The sequence below is a fragment of the Paenibacillus glycanilyticus NBRC 16618 genome (genome assembly GCF_004000805.1).
GTDB lineage: Bacteria > Bacillota > Bacilli > Paenibacillales > Paenibacillaceae > Pristimantibacillus > Pristimantibacillus glycanilyticus.
This window is the reverse complement of the sequence record NZ_BILY01000023.1, coordinates 16,774-36,565: the sequence shown is the minus strand read 5'-3', so window position 1 is coordinate 36,565 and position 19,792 is coordinate 16,774. Positions and strand designations below refer to the sequence as shown.

Here is a 19,792-nt window from a genome sequence, read left to right as displayed (position 1 = left end):
TCGGGCGCGGCAGGAGGAAAAACATGCTCAAGCTGAACAATTGGTATATACGACTGCTCGTTTCTTATTTTCCGATCCTGGTGCTGACCGTATCCATGATCATTTTCTTGTCTTTTATCGCAGTTAATGAGATATCCCGGTCAGAGACGGCCAAGGCAGACCGCATTACGACCGGCTATGTCGTAGACAGCGTGGAACGGTCCATTCATGAAGTGGAATTTAATGTGTTGGGGGAAGTCGAGTCGAACAAGAGCTATGCGGCTTATTTGAACGGTTCTTCCGAATCCACAACGATCAAATATAATGTGGTTCATAGCCTGAGGTCGCTGATTGAGGATAACGACCTGGTCGAATCGATTTATTTGTACAGGAAGTCGGATAATGTTGTCCTGACGTCCAGCGGCGAGACCGATTTGTCCGAGTTTGGCGACCGGGAATTCCTGAGCAAGGCGGAGGAATCCCGCGATTACAAGGGCTGGTCGGCAAGCCGCGAATTCAAGGAATACGACGGCTTGAAGCCGGTAAAGGTCATTTCGATGTACAAGGAAACGCCGCTGCCTTTCGGCAAGGACGGCATCCTCGTGATTAACATCAATCTTTATAATGTCGGGCAGATGATCGGAAGCATGACGAACCACCAAGTATCGTTCATGCGGATTACCGATTCGGCCAAGCAGCCCGTGTATCCGGGAGATAACGGTACGGCTTCCGGCGGCAATGTGCTGACAACGATTACCTCGCAGCCGCTTGGCTGGACCTTCGAGAGCGGTATTCAAGCCGGGCATTTGATGAGTTGGGTTTCGGTTGTTTCTTATGTATGGGTTATTATCGCGGTCCTGACCTTTGGAGTTGCCATTGTTTATATTATTTGGGTAACCCGACGAAATTATAAGCCGATTAGGCTGATGATGAACCGGATTCAAGCGCTGCACCTGCGGGGGAGCGACGGCACGGCGGTTAAGCTCGATGATCTGACGATGATTGACCGCGCGCTCGAGAATCTCATCGTCCAATCCCGCGATCACGAGAAGGAGCAGCGCGAAAGCGTTGTGCTCCAGCGCAGGCAGCTGTTCAACGAGCTTATTAGCGGACAGCGCAGCGATCAGATGGTGGAACGGCTTCGCAGGCTGAATCTGTTGCCGGATAAAGGACGATTCGCGGTTATGGTCGCCAGGCTGAACAAGTACGAGGAATTCCAGGCGGATAATACGCTTCATGAGCAGAATGTATTAAAATTCGCGCTTGGCAACGTGATGCAGGAGCTGGCGAATAACGAAGGCCTGCAAAGCTGGGGAGAATGGTCGGCATCCGACCGGATTACGTTCGTATTCGCATCCGGCGACGGAGCTGCCGATTCCGACATGCTGACTCAGCTTCGCAAGACGGCTGCGGTGGCCAGGGAATGGGTAAAGGGACATTTGCGTTTTAACCTGGCTTTGGGCATTGGCTCCATCGTGAAAGACTGGAACGGAATAGGCGGTTCCTATCGCGATGCGTTAAACGGCATGGAATACCAATTCGCCATAGGCCGAGATGCGATTACGTTCAGCGGGGATATTCCACGGGAGCAGCCGCGCGGCATGTTCAATTACACGCAGCAGTGTACCAATTGCGTGCAGGAATTCAGGCTGACCAATGAAAGCTGGCGGGATACGTTCGAGCAGCTGTTCAAGCATTTCGAGACGGACGTTATGAAAGACGAAGATATTTTATCGTTAGTCCAGCTTTTCCTGCAGATGCTGAGCCGGGAGCTGAAGGAGCTGTCGGACACGCTGAACGAATGCTTGGACGAGGCCCGTATTTCGGAAGTGCTGGCAGGATTAAGAGGCGCGGCAACGCTTAGCGAGATGAAAGAACAGCTTTCGGATTATTTGGTACAAGTCTATGATACGTATGTCGCGATGAGCCAGACCAAAGGCTATAAGACGATGATCACCGAGATTAGAGCTTATATCCAAGAGAACTTTGCCGATCCGGACTTGTCTCTCAAGCATTTAAGCGACAAGTTCGAAATATCCGGCAAATACGCCAGCCATTTGTTCAAGCTGGAGTACGATATGAAATTTGTTGATTTTCTCGTACAGCTGCGGATGCAGCAGGCGGAGCGTCTGCTCGCCGAAACGGACGAGACGGTGCAAAATATTGCCCTTCAGGTTGGTTATGCTAACTCTATAACGTTCGGACGGGTGTTCAAACGGTTGACGGGCGTAACGCCGGGCGAATTCCGCAAGCTGAAGATGCGTCCTTCCACAACTCTTATTGGCGCACAGGGCAATCGCGATGAAACCAATATGGATGATAAAGCTAACGATTAAGTGCTGACGACAGCGGCGTTCCGGATAAAGAAATCTATTCGGACAGCCGTTGTTTTCTTTTTACAACGCAAAGTTTATCGCGGGAAACGGCTTTATTACGGGCTTTTTGCGATACGGTTTATGTCGGGAAAATGATTTATGCGAGGCATCAAAAGCCTTGCGGGGCAAGGAATTGGCGGAAAGGTTTGCATCGCCGAAACTGGTTTATTGTCACTTTCCCGCAGCCCGTGCCATACTGAGGGCACTTCCCAAACACGGGCCGGCAGCGATGCATGTAAGCGTGTTCAATACATTTACACCGGGTGCAGGAAGCAAATCGAAAAGGGATGAAAGAGGGGTTGGATTCGAATGAAGCAAAGCAGAAAAGGTAGAAAGACAGCCAGCACTCTATTAACGGCTACGCTCGTAGGCACGATGCTGCTCAGCGCATGCAGCAACAGCGGCGGTAACGAGAAAGCCAATGAATCTAACGGAGGCGACAAAGCTTCCAGCGGCAAAGCCTCGACATTAAAGGTTGAAGTATTCGACCGGGGCAATTCTCCTGCAGGCTCTACCATTACGAACAACTACTTGACGAAGCTTGTACAGGACAAATTCGGTACTCCAAACAACATCAATGTACAATTCGTACCGATTCCGCGCTCGGAAGAGGTTCAGAAGCTGAACGTACTGATGGCTAGCGGCAGCGACGTTCCGGATATCGTATTTACTTACGACTCGGGCACATTCTACCGGTACGCGCAGCAAGGCGGTCTAACGGATCTTGGCGAGCTGCTTGATCAATACGGTCCTAACCTGAAGAAATTCCTTGGCGATGAAACCCTTGCTTACGGACAATATCAAGGGAAACAGTTTGCTCTGCCGGCGAAACGCTCGCATCTTGGCAAATACTCGTCTTTTATCCGTCAGGATTGGCTCGATAAGCTGAACCTTCCGGTTCCAACAACAACCGACGAGCTTTACAATACCCTGAAGGCGTTTAAGGAAAAAGATCCGGGTCAAACCGGAGGCAAAGTCATTCCGCTTGGCATGGCGCTTGCACCGGCCCAATTCGAGCCCTTAATCTGGTCCTTCATCCAACCTGTGACAGAGGAACAAAGATACACCTTAACGCAGCAGCTTGGTTCCAATGATTATCCGGTGCTGCTGCCAGGCTTCAAGGATGCGCTGCAGTTCATGAATAAGCTCTACAACGAAGGGCTTATGAGCGCTGATTTCAGTCTTGACGAGGATAAGAAGAAGCTCGGAGAGGATGCCGCAAAAGGTTTAATCGGTTTCTACAGCGAGGATGACATGAATCCTTTCTATGCGGACGGCACGTATGCAACGCTTCAGAAAAATATTCCTGATGCAAAGCTGTCGGCAATTGATGTTTATACCAACTCGGAAGGCAAGCATCCGAAACCGGAATATGCGCCAATCGGCATGTATTTAATGATTCCTAAGAGCAGCAAGCATGCGGTGGAAGCCGTTAAATACCTTGACTGGATGGCTTCGGAGGGCAACCTGTTCGACATGCAGAATGGCGTCGAAGGCGAGAATTATACGCTTCAGAACGGCGTTCCTATTGTAAAAACAGATGCATCGGACGATGTGAAGAACCGCATCTACAACTGGGGCGATATGGCGATTATCTCAAACGGCAAGCAGCTTGGCGATGCGGACAAGAACGTAGAGGCTTACGTATACGGCATGCCTGAGGCTTACCAGGATGAGACACGCAAAGCGCTCACCATTTCCAGATCCGACACAATCAAGCCTGTTCTATTCGACCATCCGATTGAAGCGCAGGCGAAATACGGCACGGCTTTACGTGATAAGCTCAATGAAATCATTGTAAAGACAACAATGGCGAAACCGGACCAATTCGAGAGCACTTACGAGTCCGTAATGAAGGATTACATGGCAAACGGCGGTCAAGCGATTTTGGATGAACGCACAAAAGCTTACGAGGCAATGAAATAGAGGCAGATCCTACAATATAAAAGCTTGGGGACGATGGGCGTGCATAAGGCTCTCGTCTCCCGGCACATCGTAAGCGGACAGGGGTGGATGGCATTGAAAGGACTCTCGTATTTACGCAGATATTGGCAATTATATGCTCTACTGGTACTACCGGTAAGTTACTTTATTATTTTCAAATACGGTCCGATGTACGGCATTCTGATCGCGTTTAAAGACTTCAACTTTTTCCAGGGCATTAACGGCAGCGAATGGATCGGCTTAGACGGATTCAGGGAAGTGTTCGCGATGCCGGACTTTTACAAGGTACTGCGCAATACGTTGATGCTTAACTTCTTGGACCTCATTGTATCGTTCCCGGCTCCACTCTTTCTGGCCATTATGCTCTATGAGCTGAAAATAGGTTGGTTCAAAAAGCTGTCGCAAACGATTTTGTACATTCCGCATTTTATTTCCTGGGTCATAATCGGCGGTATCGTATTGCAGGTATTCGGTACGCAGTCCGGCATGATCAACAACATCATTACGTCGCTTGGCTTTGATGCCATACCGTTTCTGACGGATAAGAAGGATTGGCTTATTACTTACTTGGCCGTTGGCGTCTGGCAAAGTGCCGGATGGGGCACGATTATTTATCTGGCGGCTCTTACGGGTATTAATAGGGAGTTGTTCGAAGCGGCAGACGTGGACGGCGCGGGCCGTCTCAGAAAAATTTGGAGCATTACGCTTCCATCGCTGAAACCAACGATCGTAACTCTCCTGATTATCAACCTGGGGCATATGATTGCGATCGGATTTGAACGTCCTTACATTATCGGCAATACGGCCGTTCGGGATTACGCGGATGTGCTCAGTACCTTCGTGTACCGCATCGGCATTGAATCCGGGCAATATACGATTGCTACCGTAGTTGGTTTATTCCAGGCTCTTGTTGGACTCGTCTTCGTGCTTGGCGCGAACTATGCCTCCAAAAAATTGGCGGATCAAAGTATTCTGTAATCTATGCTATCGAAAACGGGAAAGGAGCGGTAAGACATGAGAGATCGAAACGCCAGCCGGTCATTTGACTTGATTAACACTCTTGCGATACTTCTATTCGTGCTGATATGTCTGGCTCCGTTTATTCATATAATTGCGATTTCCTTAAGCTCGTCGCGCGCTATTATGTCAGGCGATGTCAGTATTTATCCGGTAGAAATCAATTGGGGTGCTTACAAGCAGGTAGTCACGGACATGTCGATGATCCGTTCACTCGGCTTTACGATTTTGCTGACGGTTCTGTTCACCGTGCTCTGCATGGTGATGTCGATTGCGGCAGCGTACCCGCTGGCCAAAACCAAATTAAAAGGCCGCAAGGTTGTCATGTTTATTATCATCATCACGATGTTTTTCAGCGGCGGCATTATTCCGGAATACATGCTTGTGCGCAATCTGCACCTGCTCGACTCGATTTGGGCGCTTGTGCTGCCGGGACTAATCAGCCCGTTTTATCTGATTATTCTGATTACGTTTATTCAAAATATTCCCGATTCGCTTGAAGAATCGGCGGAGATCGACGGCAGCTCTTATTTCCGTACGTTAACGAGCATTATCGTGCCGCTGTCGATGCCGGTTATCGCTACGCTAAGCTTGTTCTATGCGGTAGGCCGTTGGAACGGCTTTACCGATACGCTGATGTACATTACAAGCCCGGAGTTGTATCCGCTCCAATTAAAGCTGTACCAGCTTGTTCAGAACAACATGGTCACCGATTTGATCGCGGCGGAAGGCGCAAGCGGACGCCAAATGCTGCAGCCGGAAAGCCTGAAGGCGGCAAGCGTTATTTTCGCAACCGTACCAATCCTGATCGTGTACCCGTGGCTGCAGCGCTATTTCGTAAACGGCGTTATGCTTGGCGCGGTAAAAGGTTAACCAAAGAGGCGGCAAACGCCGCTATGTATCTGGAGGATGAAAGTCATGGGGAAGGACAAAGGACAATATTCGTTCTCAACCTGCTGGAATATTAAAAGGCATCAAACGGGCAGCGGCATGATCGAAGAGATTCGGGAGCTTGGCTTCCGTTACGTCGAGCTGAACTACAATGTGACGAGCGAGCTGCTGTCAACGATTGAACCGATGATTGAACGGGGAGAAATCGGGGTATCGAGCGTGCATAATACGTTCCCGCATGTGGCGGATCCCGATTACGGTACCGATTCGGTTCTGCTTGGCTTCGACGACGAAGAGAAGCGTCAGCGTTCGATTGAGCTGCTGCTCCGCTCTGCCGAATACGCGAATCGTTATGGCGCAAAAGCGGTTGTGGTCCATCCGGGAGAGGTTCCGTTCGACTACAACATCGATCAGGAGCTCAAAAAGATCTACAGCGAGCAAGGCCCCGAATCGGCTGCTTATCTGAAGCTGTGGAGCGAAATGCTCGACCGCAGGGAAACGCTCGCCGGCCGTTATCTTGACCGGATTGGGGACAGTCTCGAGGAAGCATGCGACCGGCTCGAGGCCAAAGGCTTAGACGTATCCATCGGCATCGAAACGCGCTCGCGCTGCTATCAAATGCCGACGTTAAGAGAAGCGAAGACGGTCTTCGACCGGCTGAAGGGCGCACGCGTCGGGTTATGGTACGATTTTGGCCATGGCATGATGATGGAACGGATGGGGCTGTACGATAACGCCCGCGATATGGAAGCGATTAAGGATCATGTCGTCGGCATTCATATTCACGAGACGGTTGGCCTGTCGGATCATTGGTGCCCTTACGTGCATAGCGGCGACATGAATTATTTTGACCGCTTCCTCCCGATTATCGCTGCCGCTCCCGTCAAGGTGTACGAGCTGAAAGCGGCATGCACGCCGGAGGAAATCGAGCTTAGCCATGACCGGCTGCTCGGGAAGCTTGCGGTAATCGGAGGCTAGATGATGGATATCCGCCAATTGGCAGCATACGCTCCGCGGTTATATTTCGATAAACAGGAACCCTTTTACCCGGTACGGGTTGGGGTTTCTGTTCTTCATCGGGGAGAGAAATCCCCTTCCTTTCCGCGCAGGTTCGAGCAACTCGCTGACGGTATTGATTATGTGATTGAATTCGCTATTTATTGGGATTATGACATTCAGCATTTGTATGAGCTCGAGCATGTGTGGGTTTACGTCGATAGGAACGGTGGGGTAGCGGATGCCGAAGCCAGCTTTCACGGCAAGTACTTGAAGGCTTTGCTGCCGGACCGCTCGAACCTCGCGGGAAAGACGGTAAGCGTCTATTCCCAGCCGGGGAAGCATGCTTTCTCGCCGCTGCCCGTCTTATTCGAACTGCTGCCAAGCGCAAGAACGGCGACGGAGGAAGGGGCAGGCAGGGACGGCTTGACGCTTCCGGATTGGTATACGGCCAAGGGAAACTACGATGACAAGACGAGCGAGCTGGTCCGCGTCTATCAGCAGAGCTATCACCGCTTTACGCCGTCCTTCGAATTTGTTCCTTACGAGCTTGCGGAGCAGGAAAACCTGTTTGTTCCATGGAAATCGCTGTACGAGGAAATACCGGATAGGATCGAAGCGGAATTGGCAACGATCAGACATACACTTGCCGGCTTGAAGGAGCCATTGGAAGGATGATTACGATGTACGAGAAGCTTGTGGCCGTTAACGATGATTGGGTTACGCGAGGCTTGGATAATCAAATAAACGACAGTCAAAGCCGTTTTGATGGCGGGGTAGCGGATCCGGACAGCGGAATTCCGTTTGCTACCCATACCGGCACGTTAGCCGTAATGGCTATTTGGGGCTGTGCGCTGGTGAATGCGGATTCCCGTTACTATCATGACGAGAAGCTGCTTGCCAGCCTGGATCGGGCGGCGGCTTTTATTGTCCGCCAGCAGCATGCCGACGGCACGATCTCCCCGGGCTGGACGAATATGCATTCGCCGCCGGATACGGCGTTTGCCGTTGTTGGGCTTGCTCAGCTTTACGAGCTGCTCGACATGCATGATTGGGCGGCTTTGGAGCCCGTATGCCGGAATATTAGGCGATTCCTGGAACAATCGGTCCCGGCAATGCTTACCGGTGGCTGCCATACTCCTAATCACCGCTGGGTGCTGACGGCTGCTCTTGGCTTCCTGTACACGATTACCGGCAATGAGGCTTTGATTGCCCGCGCCGAAGCCTGGCTCGCGGAAGGGATCGATTGTACGGAGGACGGCGAGTGGACGGAACGAAGCAACGGGATCTACAACGGCGTAAGCGACGTGATGCTGTACCATACCGCCGAGCTGCTTGGCCATCCCGAGCTGCTGGAGCCGGTTCGCCGCAATTTGCGGATGATGGCTTACCTGATTCATCCGGACGGGGAAGTCGTAACGGATTATTCCGGCAGGCAGGACTTTGGCCATAAATACGATATGTCGGGTTATTTGTTCGTATCCTGCCTGATGGCCGAATACGACAAGGATCCTTTGTTCGCCGCGCTTGCCAAGCTGGGCGCGGAGTCTTCCACCCATCCGGGCGCGATTCCCAACAACGCTTTGCTCGGCCTTTTGCTGCACCCGGAGCTGCGCAGCTCAACGGTTGAGGCTGGCCATTTGCCGGAGTCCTACAAGGTTGTCATTAACGGGCAATTCGACAGGAAGCATTATTTAGGCCGGATGGACGCAGCCGGACATGGCGGGAAAATCTATCACAGCCGGCTCCATCCGGAATTTGGCGCACCGGTCGCCCGGCAGCGGGAGGGGCAAACCAGCCTGACGGTTATGGCGGAGACCAATTCCATCTTTGCGCTGCGCCACGGAAAAGCTCAGCTGCTTGGGGTGCAAGTGAGCAGCTCGTTTGAGCCGGGCTTTATCAAGATGAACGAGCTGGAGCAGCTCGAGAATGGATATAAGCTAACAGGCTCGGAGTCAAAGGGCTATTATGGACCGATTGCCGCCGACAGACTGCCTGGATCAGCTGCAGAGCAAGTGAGCCCTTGGTATCTTTTGCCGCATCAGCTGCGCGAGGTCACTCACCTGCAGCAGCATCAGGTGCAGGTGGAGCTGACTGAAACCGTTGAAGGCTGGCGACTTCGCGTACGCTGCGACAAGCCGGATGTGCTGTTGACCCAGATTTCCTTTATCTTTGGGAAGGACGGAGAGTTTAGCGGAGGAGATCGGGCGCCAGCCGAGACCGGAACCGAATTTTGGAAAGAAGGCACCGTATCGTTCAAGGCTGGCGAAGACTGGATGGAGCTCGACGGCGGCGCCCATGAGCACCGGATGAAGTCGATTCGCGGAGCAGCCTATCCGGCTGATTGCCAGACGCTTGTGGTAAATGTGCTGACCCCGTATGACCGGACCTTTGATATCCGGCTGTCGCCTTCAAATGGAAGTGGGAGGAACGGGCAATGACCGTATATATAGAGCCTCGGGATAGTGCAAGATCTGCGTTTGGCGATGATGAACACCGCATTTTGGAGCTGCTGGCGAGCCGCTATGTCGGAGCAAATCCACCAATTCCGTTTGCGTATCGCCCCTTTTCGAAACAAGGTATTTTGCAAGATGAAGAAGGTCTGTACGACATGGAGCTTGGCTCCAGATGGCCGCAGGCGGTAACCGGCGATTACGCTTACGTGTACGGGCTTGTATGGAGCGACAATGAACGCTCGATTGATTGCAATCTGGAGCCGATCGGCCCCATTCGACTATACATGAACGACCAGCTGCTGTTCCGTACTTCCGCCGTGGAAGAGATGAAGCCTGATGCCCGCGTTGTTGTTCCGATGCTGCTGGCGCAAGGCTGGAACCGGATTCTGATCGAGGCAAGACGGACGCCTGCGGGCTTTGGCTGCCGGTTTGGGGCGGATGAAGCGAAGGTACGGATTCTGAACGTGCTTGCTCCATTCACCGGACGGGACGGAAGCGCGGGATGGGTATTCTCCGAGCCGGTGAAGAAGTCTTTGTACGGGGAACTAGGTTTCCCTAACGAACGTTTACCGGAAGAGGAGACCGGCATCCGCTGGCTGCCTCGAACGAAATGGCAGGAGGATGAAGCTTCGCAGCCGAACCTTACGCGCCTCTTCGGTACTCCGGAGACAACCGTTGCCGGGTACGGCTGGACCAAGCTTCTTTTCCTGCCGGGTACAGAATCGCTTGAGCTTGAAGGAAAGGTATTTGGGCCGGCATCGGTATGGCTGGACGGCAAGCTGGTGCTGAGCCTGGCCGAAGCGGGAGCATTCCGCGAAAGTCTGAAGCCGGAATCCGGCAGCGGACATCTGTTGATCCGCACGGACAGCAGCGCGCGTGGCTGGGGCTTTGAGTTGAACGCTTCGTCAGGCGGCAAGCCGCTGGCTCTCCAGCAGCCTGTACACATTCACGGGTATGACGGCGAGTGGATTTATGCCGGGCCTATTGCGGCAAATGCGGAGCTGGATGCTTCGGAGGTTGGCCGGCTGTCAGCCCTGCTGCCTGCCGTTCGCTTAGACGGTCAAGCCGCGGGCAGCACGTATTGGGAGCTCGATATGCCTAAGACCCGGCTTCGTCCATATTATGAGAATGCGATGCTGAGCAACAAGTGGACGGTTGGCACGGCTACCAATTACGGGCGGTGGGACTATCCGCTTGGCGTTACGATGTACGGCTTGCTGCGCACGGCGCGGGAATTGAACCGGGAGGACTGGTCGCGTTACGCTTTGTCGCATATCCGCACCTGTACGGATATGTACGATTATTCCTTGTGGGACCGGCGGGAATACGGATTCCCGAGCGTTAATCATCAGCTGGTGCTGATGAAGATGCTGGATAATTGCGGCTCGTTCGGCTCGGCGATGCTGGAAGCGTATCTTCAGGAAGGAGACGACATATTCCGCCGCATTGCGGATTCCATCGTCGACTTTATGCTGAAGCGGCTGGAGCGGAGAGAAGACGGAGCTTTCTTCCGGCTCAGCGAAGGGGAATATTTCGACAAAACCATGTGGGCGGACGATCTGTACATGAGCGCGCCGTTTCTGACCCGTTATGCCGTTATTACCGGGGACCGGGAAGTACTGAACGAAGCAGCCCGGCAATTTTTGCTGTTTCGCCGTTATCTGTTTATAGAAGAAGAACGGATTATGTCGCATGTCTATGATTTCAAATACGGCCAGGCAACGAAAGTGCCTTGGGGACGGGGCAACGGATGGGTGCTGTTCTCGCTTTCCGAGCTGCTTGAGCGTCTGCCGGAGGATCATTCGGACCGAGAGGCATTGCTCGATTTCTTCAAAGCGATGTGTTCCGGAGTAGCCGACCTGCAGAGCGGCTCGGGTCTTTGGAGACAAGTGCTGAACGAGCCGGAAGCCTATGAGGAAGCTTCTTGCACCGCGATGTTCGCTTACGCCTTCTCGAGAGGCATCCGTTTCGGCTGGCTGCAAAACAGCGAAGACCATGACTACGCAGCCGCGGCAAGGAAAGCCTGGAAAGGCCTGACCGAGAATGCCATCGACCGTTCGGGCAGCGTACACGGCGTATGCAGCGGCTCGCGATACTCCTTCTCGCCGGATTACTATATGCACGACCTGCGGACCGTTGTTAACGACAATCACGGCATTGGCATTATGATGCTTGCCGGCGTTGAGGTAAGCAAGCTTAACCGCGCAGGAAGCGTTGTCTAACGAGGGCTTGCGGCTACGGAAAGGGGGGGATTAACGCTGTTTGCGTTTAAGCTTGGGGTGGCATTAGCCCTTGGTCTGCTCATTGGGGTAGACCGTCAGCTTCGGCATAAGCCGCTTGGCATTAAGACAAGCATGGTCATCTCGGTAGCAAGCTGCCTCATTACGATGGTGTCCGTAGAAGCGGCAACCACGCTTGCCCGCCCCGGGGTGACCAATATGGATCCGATGCGTCTTGCCGCCCAAATCGTAAGCGGTGTTGGCTTTATTGGCGCAGGGGTTATTCTGCGGCGGAACAATGACGTCATCTCCGGCCTGACAACGGCCGCGATGGTGTGGTCCGCCTCCGCGCTTGGCATTGCGGCGGGAGCGGGCTTTTACAAGGAGGCTTTCACGGCCGCCGGCATTATCATTCTGGCCGTTAACCTTGTGCCCCTTGCCGTTCGGGCGCTTGGCCCTTCCAAGCTGAGGGAGCGCGACGTATCGGTCTGTTTGACCTTCGACCGCTCGGCCGAGCTGGACGGGATGCTGGCAAGTATCCGGTCGGATCATCAGATCAAGCATACAACGATTAAGGATATCGGGGATGGCCGGATGCAAATCCGGCTTGTCCTGTCATCCGGAGAGCTGTATCCGACGACTTCGATCTACGAGGAAATGCGACGGTTTAAAAACGTTCTATCGGTTGAAGTCGAAAATTTGAGCTCCTGAAAAGGAATTTGCAAATATTCCAGATAAACGTTGAAAGCGCTCTCCTTAACGCGCATAATGGACTTAAATATGTTTCGCGCGATTGGAGACCGTCAATGATGAAAGCGACCATATACGATGTAGCTAAAGAAGCAGGCGTATCCATTGCCACTGTATCCCTTGTCATTAACGGTAAAGGGAAAATCAGCGAGGAGCGCCGGGAAGAGATCCGGCAGATCATGCTGCGCATGGGCTACAAGCCAAGCATGATCGCATCCGCGCTGACCGGTAAAAAAACGTATGCCTTAGGCTTGCTTGTGCCGGATATCTCTAATCCTTTTTTCGCTGAGATCGCAAGGGCGGTTGAGGATGAAGGGCAGCGGCATGGCTACAGCGTCTTTATATGCAGCACGGACAACAAAGACGAAAAGGTGGAGCATTATGCCGCCTTGCTCCAGCAAAAAAACGTCGATGGCGTTATTATCAGTACCGGCTTGAAGGAGCTGTCCGTGTTAAATCCGCTTCTGCAAGGGGGAGTTCCGGTAGCCCTGCTGGCTAGGGAGTTTCCAACCGTTGAGGTTCCGACGGTTGTTGTGGACGATTATGAGGGAGGGGCCGCCGCCGCAGGGCATCTGATCTCGCTTGGGCATACCCGTCTAGCCGTTCTGGCCGAGCAAGGCTCGATCAGCAGCAGCAGGGAGCGGGTTCGGGGGTTCAGGCAGACCGCCGAAGCGGCGGGACTTATGCTGGATCCGTTATTTGTCGTCAGCTGCGGCCATAAGGATGGCAAGGACAGGGCATGGGAGCTGCTTCAGATGAAGGACCGCCCGACGGCGATTTTTTGCTGCAACGATTTGCTGGCGATTGGCGCACTCCGCGCGGCCAAGGAGCTGGGACTGCGGATTCCGCAGGATTGCTCGATTATCGGGTTTGACGACACGGTGCTTGCTTCCGTCACGGATCCGCCGCTGACAACGGTCGCCCAGCCGATTGAACAGATGGGGCAAAGAGCGGTGCAGCTGCTTGTCCGCCAGATCAGTCAGCCGGGAGAAGAGAGTGAACGGATCGTGCTTTCCCCTTCGCTGACTATCCGGCAGTCCGCCGCGATGCCGGACAATGATTCCGTCTATAATCATCTTAGCGAGAAGAACTCAGGCTGAGCTTACGGCCCGTAGTCCGGAAACCTTTCGGACTGCGGGCTTTTTGCGGCCTGTCCGCAGCTGGTATACTGGGTAAAGAAAGGCGTATTCGTAAAATTGCGGGGTAACGGGAGGATATTATGAGCATTGTACGGTTTGGCATAATAGGGGGAGGCTGGCGCAGCGAGTTTTTTCTGCGTATTGCAAAAGCGCTGCCTGAACGATTTGATGTTGCAGGCGTCGTTGTGCGCGACGAGCAGAAAGGCAGAGCATTCGAGCAAGCATGGGGAGTTCCGACGTTCCGTACGGCTGCCGCGATGCTGGATGCCGTTTCTCTTTCGTTTGTTGTCGTCAGCGTACCGCGTAAGGTTGCTCCGGACGTCATGCTGGAATTGACAGGCCGAGATGTTGCGGTGTTATGCGAGACGCCGCCCGCCGAGAAGCTGGAGGATCTCATCTCATTATACCGGCAGGTCGGCGGCAAGGGGCGGATTCAGGTTGCCGAGCAATATGCGTTTCAGCCGAATCATGCCGGGAGGCTGGCCATTGTCCGCTCCGGCAAGCTTGGCCAGGTGACGCAGGCTCAAGTATCGTCCGCGCACGATTATCATGGCATTAGCCTGATTCGCCGCTATCTGGGCATTGGCTTTGAGAATGCCAGCATTCGCGCCGCCGCTTTCTCTTCACCGATTATGGAAGGTCCGGGCCGTTCCGGTCCGCCGTCAGAGAGCCGAATAAAGCAATCGGAGCAGGTTATGGCGTCGCTGGATTTTGGGGGGAAATACGGCGTTTACGATTTCACCGGAGACCAGTATTTCTCTTGGATTCGTTCGCCGCGTGTGCTGGTGAGAGGGGAACAAGGCGAAATCAACAACTTTGACGTCCGCTACTTGCTTGATCATTTGACGCCGGTCCATTTGCGGATGACCCGTCAGCAGGCGGGATTGGACGGCAATTTGGAAGGCTATTACCTGAAGAGCCTTCACTTAGGCGAACAGATCGTGTATAAGAATGACACGGCGCCGGCACGTTTGACCGACGACGAAATCGCTGTGGCGGCATGCCTGGAGAAGATGGGAGTATATGCGGCCGGCGGAGAAGATTTCTATAGCCTGGCGGAAGCCTGCCAGGACCATTATCTGGCTCTTATGATGAAGGAATCCCTGCTAACGGGCGAATCGGTTACGACGGAAACCCAAATCTGGGCGGAGCATAATTAAGAAAAACTTTAGATTTGCCCTGCTTAATTTTTAAACAATGAGTCTTATTCTGATTAAGTCAACGCAGGCGGCAATTGGCTTAACAGAAGGGCAGGGATATTTATGATGAAATACACCAAAGGCAGCATCCTATCGGTTCTTTTTTTATTCTATCTTTATATTTTGCTAAAGGTGATCTTGTTTAAGTTCAGCTCGGTTAACATAGCGTTTCTATGGCAAAAGCTTCACTGGACGTTAGAATACCCGGAATATATGCGGTACGGTCTGGAGCAGGCCAATTTTACCCCGTTCAAATCGATCTCGCAAAATCTTCACGGGCTGTCGGAGCGTCACGAACAGGTAAATCTGTTTGGCAACATCGCGATCTTCCTGCCTTGCGGCATTCTTGTGGGCTTATGGACGAAGCATGACTCCATTTCCTTTCTTGGAGCAGCCGCTCTTTCATTCGGCCTAAGCTTGGCCCTTGAATGCTCGCAGCTTGTTTTCGCGATGGGCAGCTTTGACGTCGATGACCTTATTCTGAATGGCTTTGGCGGGCTTCTGGGATGGTGGATCCTGTTTGTCGTACGCAGGGAAAGAGCACTTGCACAAGTTTAGCTTGCGCAAGTGCTCTTTCGTATATATGTACCGCCGTCATTAACCTTAAAGGTACAAGCTGTGTCCCGAACACGGCTTGTACCTTTTTTCATGCGGATCCCAACATTGGTTAACGTCCGTACAGCTTCCGGTAAGTCTCCGGCGTCATGCCTTCCTTTTGGCGGAAGGTGGAGACGAAATGGCTCGCGTCGCGAAAGCCTACCGCTTCGCCGATGCGGCGTACGGTCCAGTCCGGCCGGGAAGGCAGCCATTCCTTCGCTTTCCGGATCCGCAGCTGAATGAGATACGAATAAGCCGTCTGTCCAAACAGCTCGCGGAATCTTTCATTCAGCTGCCTCTCGCCGATGCCAAGCTGCACGGCCATGTCGGCCAATCCGATCTCCGGGTTGGCGAAATGCTGCTCTAGCCAGGCCAGCAGCACCTGAATCCGCTCCAGCCGTTTGGACATGGACGGGCGGTTGTCCGTTCGGGCATTGGTCCGTAGGAGCGTCAGGAATTGGTATAAATCGGCCGATGACTGCCAGCCGGAAGGATCGCTTCCGGCTTCGGCAGAGGTCAGCATGTTGAATAACTGATCGCTGATCCGGTCGTTGCCGGCTTCCCATTGGAATCGTTCGGCGCTTCCCCAGCCGAACGATTGCACGATGCTGGCAGCCATACCTCCCCGAAACGTAATGTAACCCGTCTGCCACCAGCCGTTTCTGGCCTCGTACCGGTGCGGCGTATCCGGGGCAAGAAGGACGCCGGAGCGCTCATTCATTTTCCAGGTTTGACCGCCAACCGTCAATTCGCCTTCCCCTTCCAAGGTCTGGAGCCAGTGGAAATAGGGATAACCCTCCTGTCTGTCCAAGGTCTCCTGATCGGGGTTGAAGCCAATCGTTTCGAGCTGCAGAGGCAGCGGCTCAGAAGGGAAGGCGGGCACGACTCGTCGCATCATAGGAACCTCCGTATTTTTATATGCGAAATCATTAATTTTATATAGGTTAAGGTAATGAGAAGGCTTACAATAGAAGAAGATAATGCAGTTTTATCATATACAAAGAGGTGTGACAAGATGATAAATACGAAAAAGCCGAAGATTTGGTATGGCGGCGACTATAATCCGGATCAATGGGAGAAGGAAGTCTGGGACGAGGATTTAAGGATGTTCAAGCTTGCCGGAATCGATGTGGCGACGCTTAACGTGTTCGCCTGGTCAAAAAACCAGCCTGACGAGGATACCTACGATTTCGGCTGGCTCGACGAGATGATGGACAAGCTTCATGCAGACGGCGTTGGCGTCTGTCTGGCTACAAGCACGGCGGCGCATCCCGCGTGGATGGCCCGTAAATACCCGGATGTGCTGCAGGTTGATTTCAACGGCAATAAACGCAAGTTCGGCGGGCGCCATAACTCCTGTCCGAACAGCCCAACCTTCCGCAAGTATTCGGTGCGTATGGCGGAGAAGCTTGCCGAGCGGTACAAAGATCATCCGGCTCTTCTTATCTGGCATATCAACAATGAATACGGCGGCGCGGGCAACTGTTATTGCGATAATTGCGAAGCTGCATTCCGCGTATGGCTGAAGGATCGTTACGGAACGATTGAAGAAGTAAACAAAGCTTGGAATACGGCGTTCTGGGGTCATATTTTCTACGACTTTGAGGATATCGTTCTGCCAAGCGGACGCAGCGAGGAATGGTACGGCGCGAACGGCCGGACGGAGACAAACTTCCAAGGTCTGTCGCTCGACTACATGCGCTTCCATTCGGACAGCCTGCTCGAGTGTTACAAGCTGGAGTACGAAGCGGTCAAGAAGGTTACGCCGGATATTCCGGTTACAACCAACCTGATGGGCGCTTTCAAAAAGCTGGACTATCATAAATGGGCGAAGCACATGGATGTTGTATCCTGGGATAACTACCCGAGCTTCGATACGCCGCACAGCTATACGGGCATGATGCATGATCTGATGCGCGGCCTAAAGGACGGCCAGCCGTTTATGCTGATGGAGCAGACGCCAAGCCAGCAGAACTGGCAGCCGTACAACTCGCTTAAGCGTCCGGGCGTCATGCGCTTGTGGAGCTACCAGGCCGTTGCGCGCGGAGCGGATACGATCCTGTTCTTCCAGCTGCGACGCTCCGTCGGGGCATGCGAGAAATATCACGGCGCGGTTATCGAGCATGTCGGCCATGAGCATACCCGCGTATTCCGCGAATGCGCGGAGCTTGGCGCAGAGCTTGGGAAGCTGGGAGATGCTTTGCTCGATGCGAGAGTGAAAGCTAAGGTTGCCATTCTGTTCGATTGGGAAAACTGGTGGGCGATTGAAATGTCCAGCGGTCCGTCCATTGCGCTTAAATACGTGAATGAAGCCCATAAATTCTATGATGCGCTATACCGTGCCGGCATTGCGGCCGATGTGGTCAGCGTGGAAGCGGACCTCAGCGGCTACGACCTGGTTATTGCGCCGGTCATGTACATGGTGAAGGATGGCGTAGCGGAGAAGCTGGAAGCCTATACGGCTGCCGGCGGCGCGGTTATTACAACCTACTTCAGCGGTATCGTAAACGAGACCGATCTGGTGACGCTGGGCGGTTACCCGGGCAAGCTGCGTAACCTATTCGGCATCTGGGCGGAAGAGATTGATGCCCTGCTTCCTTCGCAGCGCAACCGGATTGTTATGTCCGACAACTCGCTTGGTTCGAAGGCGGAATACGAATGCGGCATGCTCTGCGATCTCATTCATTCGGAAGGCGCCGAAGTTAAGGCCGTATACGGGGATGATTTCTACCGCGGCATGCCTGCCCTAACGGTTAACAAGTTTGGCGAAGGCGAAGCCTGGTACCTGGCGACAAGCCCGGAAGAAGCCTTCCTGCAGGACTGGCTGCCTCAGCTATGCGCTTCCCGCGGCATCAAGCCGCTGGTCTCCGGCACGCCGGATGGCGTGGAGACGACGATCCGCTCTAAAGACGGCCAGGATTATCTGTTTGTGCTTAATCACAATGCGGATGCCGTTACGGTGGCGCTCGGAGAGCAAACCGGGGTTGATCTGCTTACGGGAGCCAGCGTCCAAGGCGGCGCAACGGAGCTTAAAGGCTATGACGTGCGGATCATTAAGCTTAACCAGGCATAGAGTAGAGTTAACCCGCTAGGGCTATAACCTTAGAGAAAAAGCACGCCTTTTCATGGCGTGCTTTTTGTTATTTTAATTTATTACAAAACCTCACTTAATAAATTACATTTTATTAAAAATCCCAGCAGGTATAATTTTTTACATGAGCTCACCTTATACGGAAAGAGGGATTGATAAAATTGAAAGCGGTTTTAGGCAGAGATAGCCAGCGCGTCGAAATAAGGAGAAAAAACCGAATCGTTCAAAATATCAAAAGAGATTTTTTGTTATATGCCCTTTTGCTGCTGCCTATGGCGTATATCGCGTTATTCAGATATGCGCCGATCTACGGCGTATTGATGGCATTCCAGGATTACAACATTTTTCAGGGCATTAGCGGAAGCGAATGGGTTGGGCTTGACGTGTTTCGGTTTATTTTTGAGCAGGACAGCTTTTACCGGGCTTTAACAAATACGCTTGTTCTTAATCTTCTGGATTTGGTTGCAGGCTTCCCGGCACCGATTATTCTGGCGATTTTGTTAAATGAGCTTAGGTTTACGCGATTCAAAAAACTGACGCAAACCGTTCTGTACCTGCCGCATTTTCTATCTTGGGTCATTATCGGAGGCATGGTATACCTGATGTTCTCGTCGGGCGGCATGGCCAATACGATCTTGTCCGGCCTTGGTCTTGGCAAAATCGAGTTTCTCTCCGACAAAACAAATTGGCTGATCATGTATGTAGCCGTTGGGATATGGCAGAGTGCCGGTTGGGGGACCATTCTTTATTTGGCCGCCATGATCGGAATAAACAAGGATTTGTACGAAGCGGCAGACATTGACGGCTGCAGCAGGATTCGTAAAATCTGGCATATTACTTTGCCGGGCATCAAACCAACTATCATCATTCTGCTTATTCTGCAGATCGGAAGAATGGTCTCGATCGGATTCGACCGGCCATTCGTCATGGGAAATTCTCTTGTCAGCGATTACTCCGATGTGATCAGCACTTATGTCTACCGGATCGGGATTGGATCCGGCGATTTCTCCCAGGCAACGGCTGTCGGATTGTTCCAATCGGTTGTAGGGCTGCTGTTTCTCGTATCGGCCAATTATGTTGCTAAAAAAATCGGCGAGAACGGAATCTGGTAAAGGGCGTGAGTGTGTTGAACAAATCAA

Annotated in this window: 15 protein-coding genes; 14 read left to right on the top strand and 1 reads right to left on the bottom strand. The window is 52.8% G+C overall.

Annotation, left to right across the window (positions count from 1 at the left end):
- Positions 1–23 precede the first annotated feature (23 nt).
- The 12 genes from PGL01S_RS18490 to PGL01S_RS18435 all read left to right on the top strand — a co-directional run bounded on the left by PGL01S_RS18490 (position 24) and on the right by PGL01S_RS18435 (position 15,523).
- On the top strand, positions 24–2,315 hold the full coding sequence (locus tag PGL01S_RS18490; RefSeq protein WP_164775506.1) for a helix-turn-helix domain-containing protein: 2,292 nt from the start codon (positions 24–26) through the stop codon (positions 2,313–2,315).
- A gap of 348 nt (positions 2,316–2,663) precedes the next feature.
- A complete protein-coding gene (locus PGL01S_RS18485; RefSeq protein ID WP_127496061.1) occupies positions 2,664–4,280 on the top strand; it encodes an extracellular solute-binding protein in 1,617 nt (538 codons plus the stop codon).
- A gap of 93 nt (positions 4,281–4,373) precedes the next feature.
- Entirely contained in the window at positions 4,374–5,276 is a 903-nt protein-coding gene (locus tag PGL01S_RS18480; RefSeq protein ID WP_127496114.1) for an ABC transporter permease, read from the top strand.
- A gap of 36 nt (positions 5,277–5,312) precedes the next feature.
- The gene (locus tag PGL01S_RS18475) at positions 5,313–6,188 is read left to right on the top strand and encodes a carbohydrate ABC transporter permease (RefSeq protein ID WP_127496060.1); all 876 of its coding nucleotides are present in this window, start codon (positions 5,313–5,315) and stop codon (positions 6,186–6,188) included.
- Between the two features lie 45 nt (positions 6,189–6,233).
- Positions 6,234–7,184 (top strand): sugar phosphate isomerase/epimerase family protein, encoded by a 951-nt coding sequence (locus PGL01S_RS18470; protein WP_127496059.1) that lies wholly within the window; start codon positions 6,234–6,236, stop codon positions 7,182–7,184.
- A complete protein-coding gene (locus PGL01S_RS18465; RefSeq protein WP_307719641.1) occupies positions 7,185–7,880 on the top strand; it encodes a hypothetical protein in 696 nt (231 codons plus the stop codon).
- Positions 7,877–9,643, top strand: coding sequence for a prenyltransferase/squalene oxidase repeat-containing protein (locus tag PGL01S_RS18460; RefSeq protein WP_127496058.1), 1,767 nt, complete (start codon positions 7,877–7,879; stop codon positions 9,641–9,643). Before PGL01S_RS18465 ends, PGL01S_RS18460 begins: the two co-directional genes overlap by 4 nt.
- The gene (locus tag PGL01S_RS18455) at positions 9,640–11,880 is read left to right on the top strand and encodes a glycoside hydrolase family 88/105 protein (protein WP_127496057.1); all 2,241 of its coding nucleotides are present in this window, start codon (positions 9,640–9,642) and stop codon (positions 11,878–11,880) included. The genes PGL01S_RS18460 and PGL01S_RS18455 overlap by 4 nt, the downstream gene beginning before the upstream one ends.
- 36 nt (positions 11,881–11,916) lie before the next feature.
- Entirely contained in the window at positions 11,917–12,588 is a 672-nt protein-coding gene (locus tag PGL01S_RS18450) for an MgtC/SapB family protein (RefSeq protein WP_127496056.1), read from the top strand.
- Between the two features lie 98 nt (positions 12,589–12,686).
- Positions 12,687–13,727 (top strand): LacI family DNA-binding transcriptional regulator, encoded by a 1,041-nt coding sequence (locus PGL01S_RS18445; RefSeq protein WP_127496112.1) that lies wholly within the window; start codon positions 12,687–12,689, stop codon positions 13,725–13,727.
- Between the two features lie 119 nt (positions 13,728–13,846).
- Positions 13,847–14,926 (top strand): Gfo/Idh/MocA family protein, encoded by a 1,080-nt coding sequence (locus PGL01S_RS18440; protein ID WP_127496055.1) that lies wholly within the window; start codon positions 13,847–13,849, stop codon positions 14,924–14,926.
- Positions 14,927–15,028: 102 nt separating this feature from the next.
- Positions 15,029–15,523 (top strand): VanZ family protein, encoded by a 495-nt coding sequence (locus tag PGL01S_RS18435; RefSeq protein WP_127496054.1) that lies wholly within the window; start codon positions 15,029–15,031, stop codon positions 15,521–15,523.
- Between the two features lie 109 nt (positions 15,524–15,632).
- Here the strand turns inward: PGL01S_RS18435 and PGL01S_RS18430 are convergent, their stop codons facing one another.
- The gene (locus PGL01S_RS18430) at positions 15,633–16,460 is read right to left on the bottom strand and encodes an AraC family transcriptional regulator (RefSeq protein ID WP_127496053.1); all 828 of its coding nucleotides are present in this window, start codon (positions 16,458–16,460) and stop codon (positions 15,633–15,635) included.
- Between the two features lie 117 nt (positions 16,461–16,577).
- Here PGL01S_RS18430 and PGL01S_RS18425 point away from each other — a divergent pair, with 117 nt between their 5' ends.
- A complete protein-coding gene (locus PGL01S_RS18425; RefSeq protein WP_127496052.1) occupies positions 16,578–18,635 on the top strand; it encodes a beta-galactosidase in 2,058 nt (685 codons plus the stop codon).
- A gap of 179 nt (positions 18,636–18,814) precedes the next feature.
- Positions 18,815–19,765, top strand: a complete 951-nt coding sequence (locus tag PGL01S_RS18420) for an ABC transporter permease (protein WP_127496051.1) — start codon at positions 18,815–18,817, stop codon at positions 19,763–19,765.
- The last annotated feature ends 27 nt before the right edge of the window (positions 19,766–19,792 follow it).

What these genes read in the sequence shown, in the direction of transcription:
- PGL01S_RS18490 (WP_164775506.1), top strand. Translation starts at nt 24, where the DNA reads ATGCTCAAGCTGAACAATTGGTATATACGACTGCTCGTTTCTTATTTT.
- PGL01S_RS18485 (WP_127496061.1), top strand. Translation starts at nt 2,664, where the DNA reads ATGAAGCAAAGCAGAAAAGGTAGAAAGACAGCCAGCACTCTATTAACG.
- PGL01S_RS18475 (WP_127496060.1), top strand. Translation starts at nt 5,313, where the DNA reads ATGAGAGATCGAAACGCCAGCCGGTCATTTGACTTGATTAACACTCTT.
- PGL01S_RS18470 (WP_127496059.1), top strand. Translation starts at nt 6,234, where the DNA reads ATGGGGAAGGACAAAGGACAATATTCGTTCTCAACCTGCTGGAATATT.
- PGL01S_RS18465 (WP_307719641.1), top strand. Translation starts at nt 7,185, where the DNA reads ATGATGGATATCCGCCAATTGGCAGCATACGCTCCGCGGTTATATTTC.
- PGL01S_RS18460 (WP_127496058.1), top strand. Translation starts at nt 7,877, where the DNA reads ATGATTACGATGTACGAGAAGCTTGTGGCCGTTAACGATGATTGGGTT.
- PGL01S_RS18455 (WP_127496057.1), top strand. Translation starts at nt 9,640, where the DNA reads ATGACCGTATATATAGAGCCTCGGGATAGTGCAAGATCTGCGTTTGGC.
- PGL01S_RS18445 (WP_127496112.1), top strand. Translation starts at nt 12,687, where the DNA reads ATGAAAGCGACCATATACGATGTAGCTAAAGAAGCAGGCGTATCCATT.
- PGL01S_RS18440 (WP_127496055.1), top strand. Translation starts at nt 13,847, where the DNA reads ATGAGCATTGTACGGTTTGGCATAATAGGGGGAGGCTGGCGCAGCGAG.
- PGL01S_RS18435 (WP_127496054.1), top strand. Translation starts at nt 15,029, where the DNA reads ATGATGAAATACACCAAAGGCAGCATCCTATCGGTTCTTTTTTTATTC.
- PGL01S_RS18430 (WP_127496053.1), bottom strand. Translation starts at nt 16,460, where the DNA reads ATGATGCGACGAGTCGTGCCCGCCTTCCCTTCTGAGCCGCTGCCTCTG.
- PGL01S_RS18425 (WP_127496052.1), top strand. Translation starts at nt 16,578, where the DNA reads ATGATAAATACGAAAAAGCCGAAGATTTGGTATGGCGGCGACTATAAT.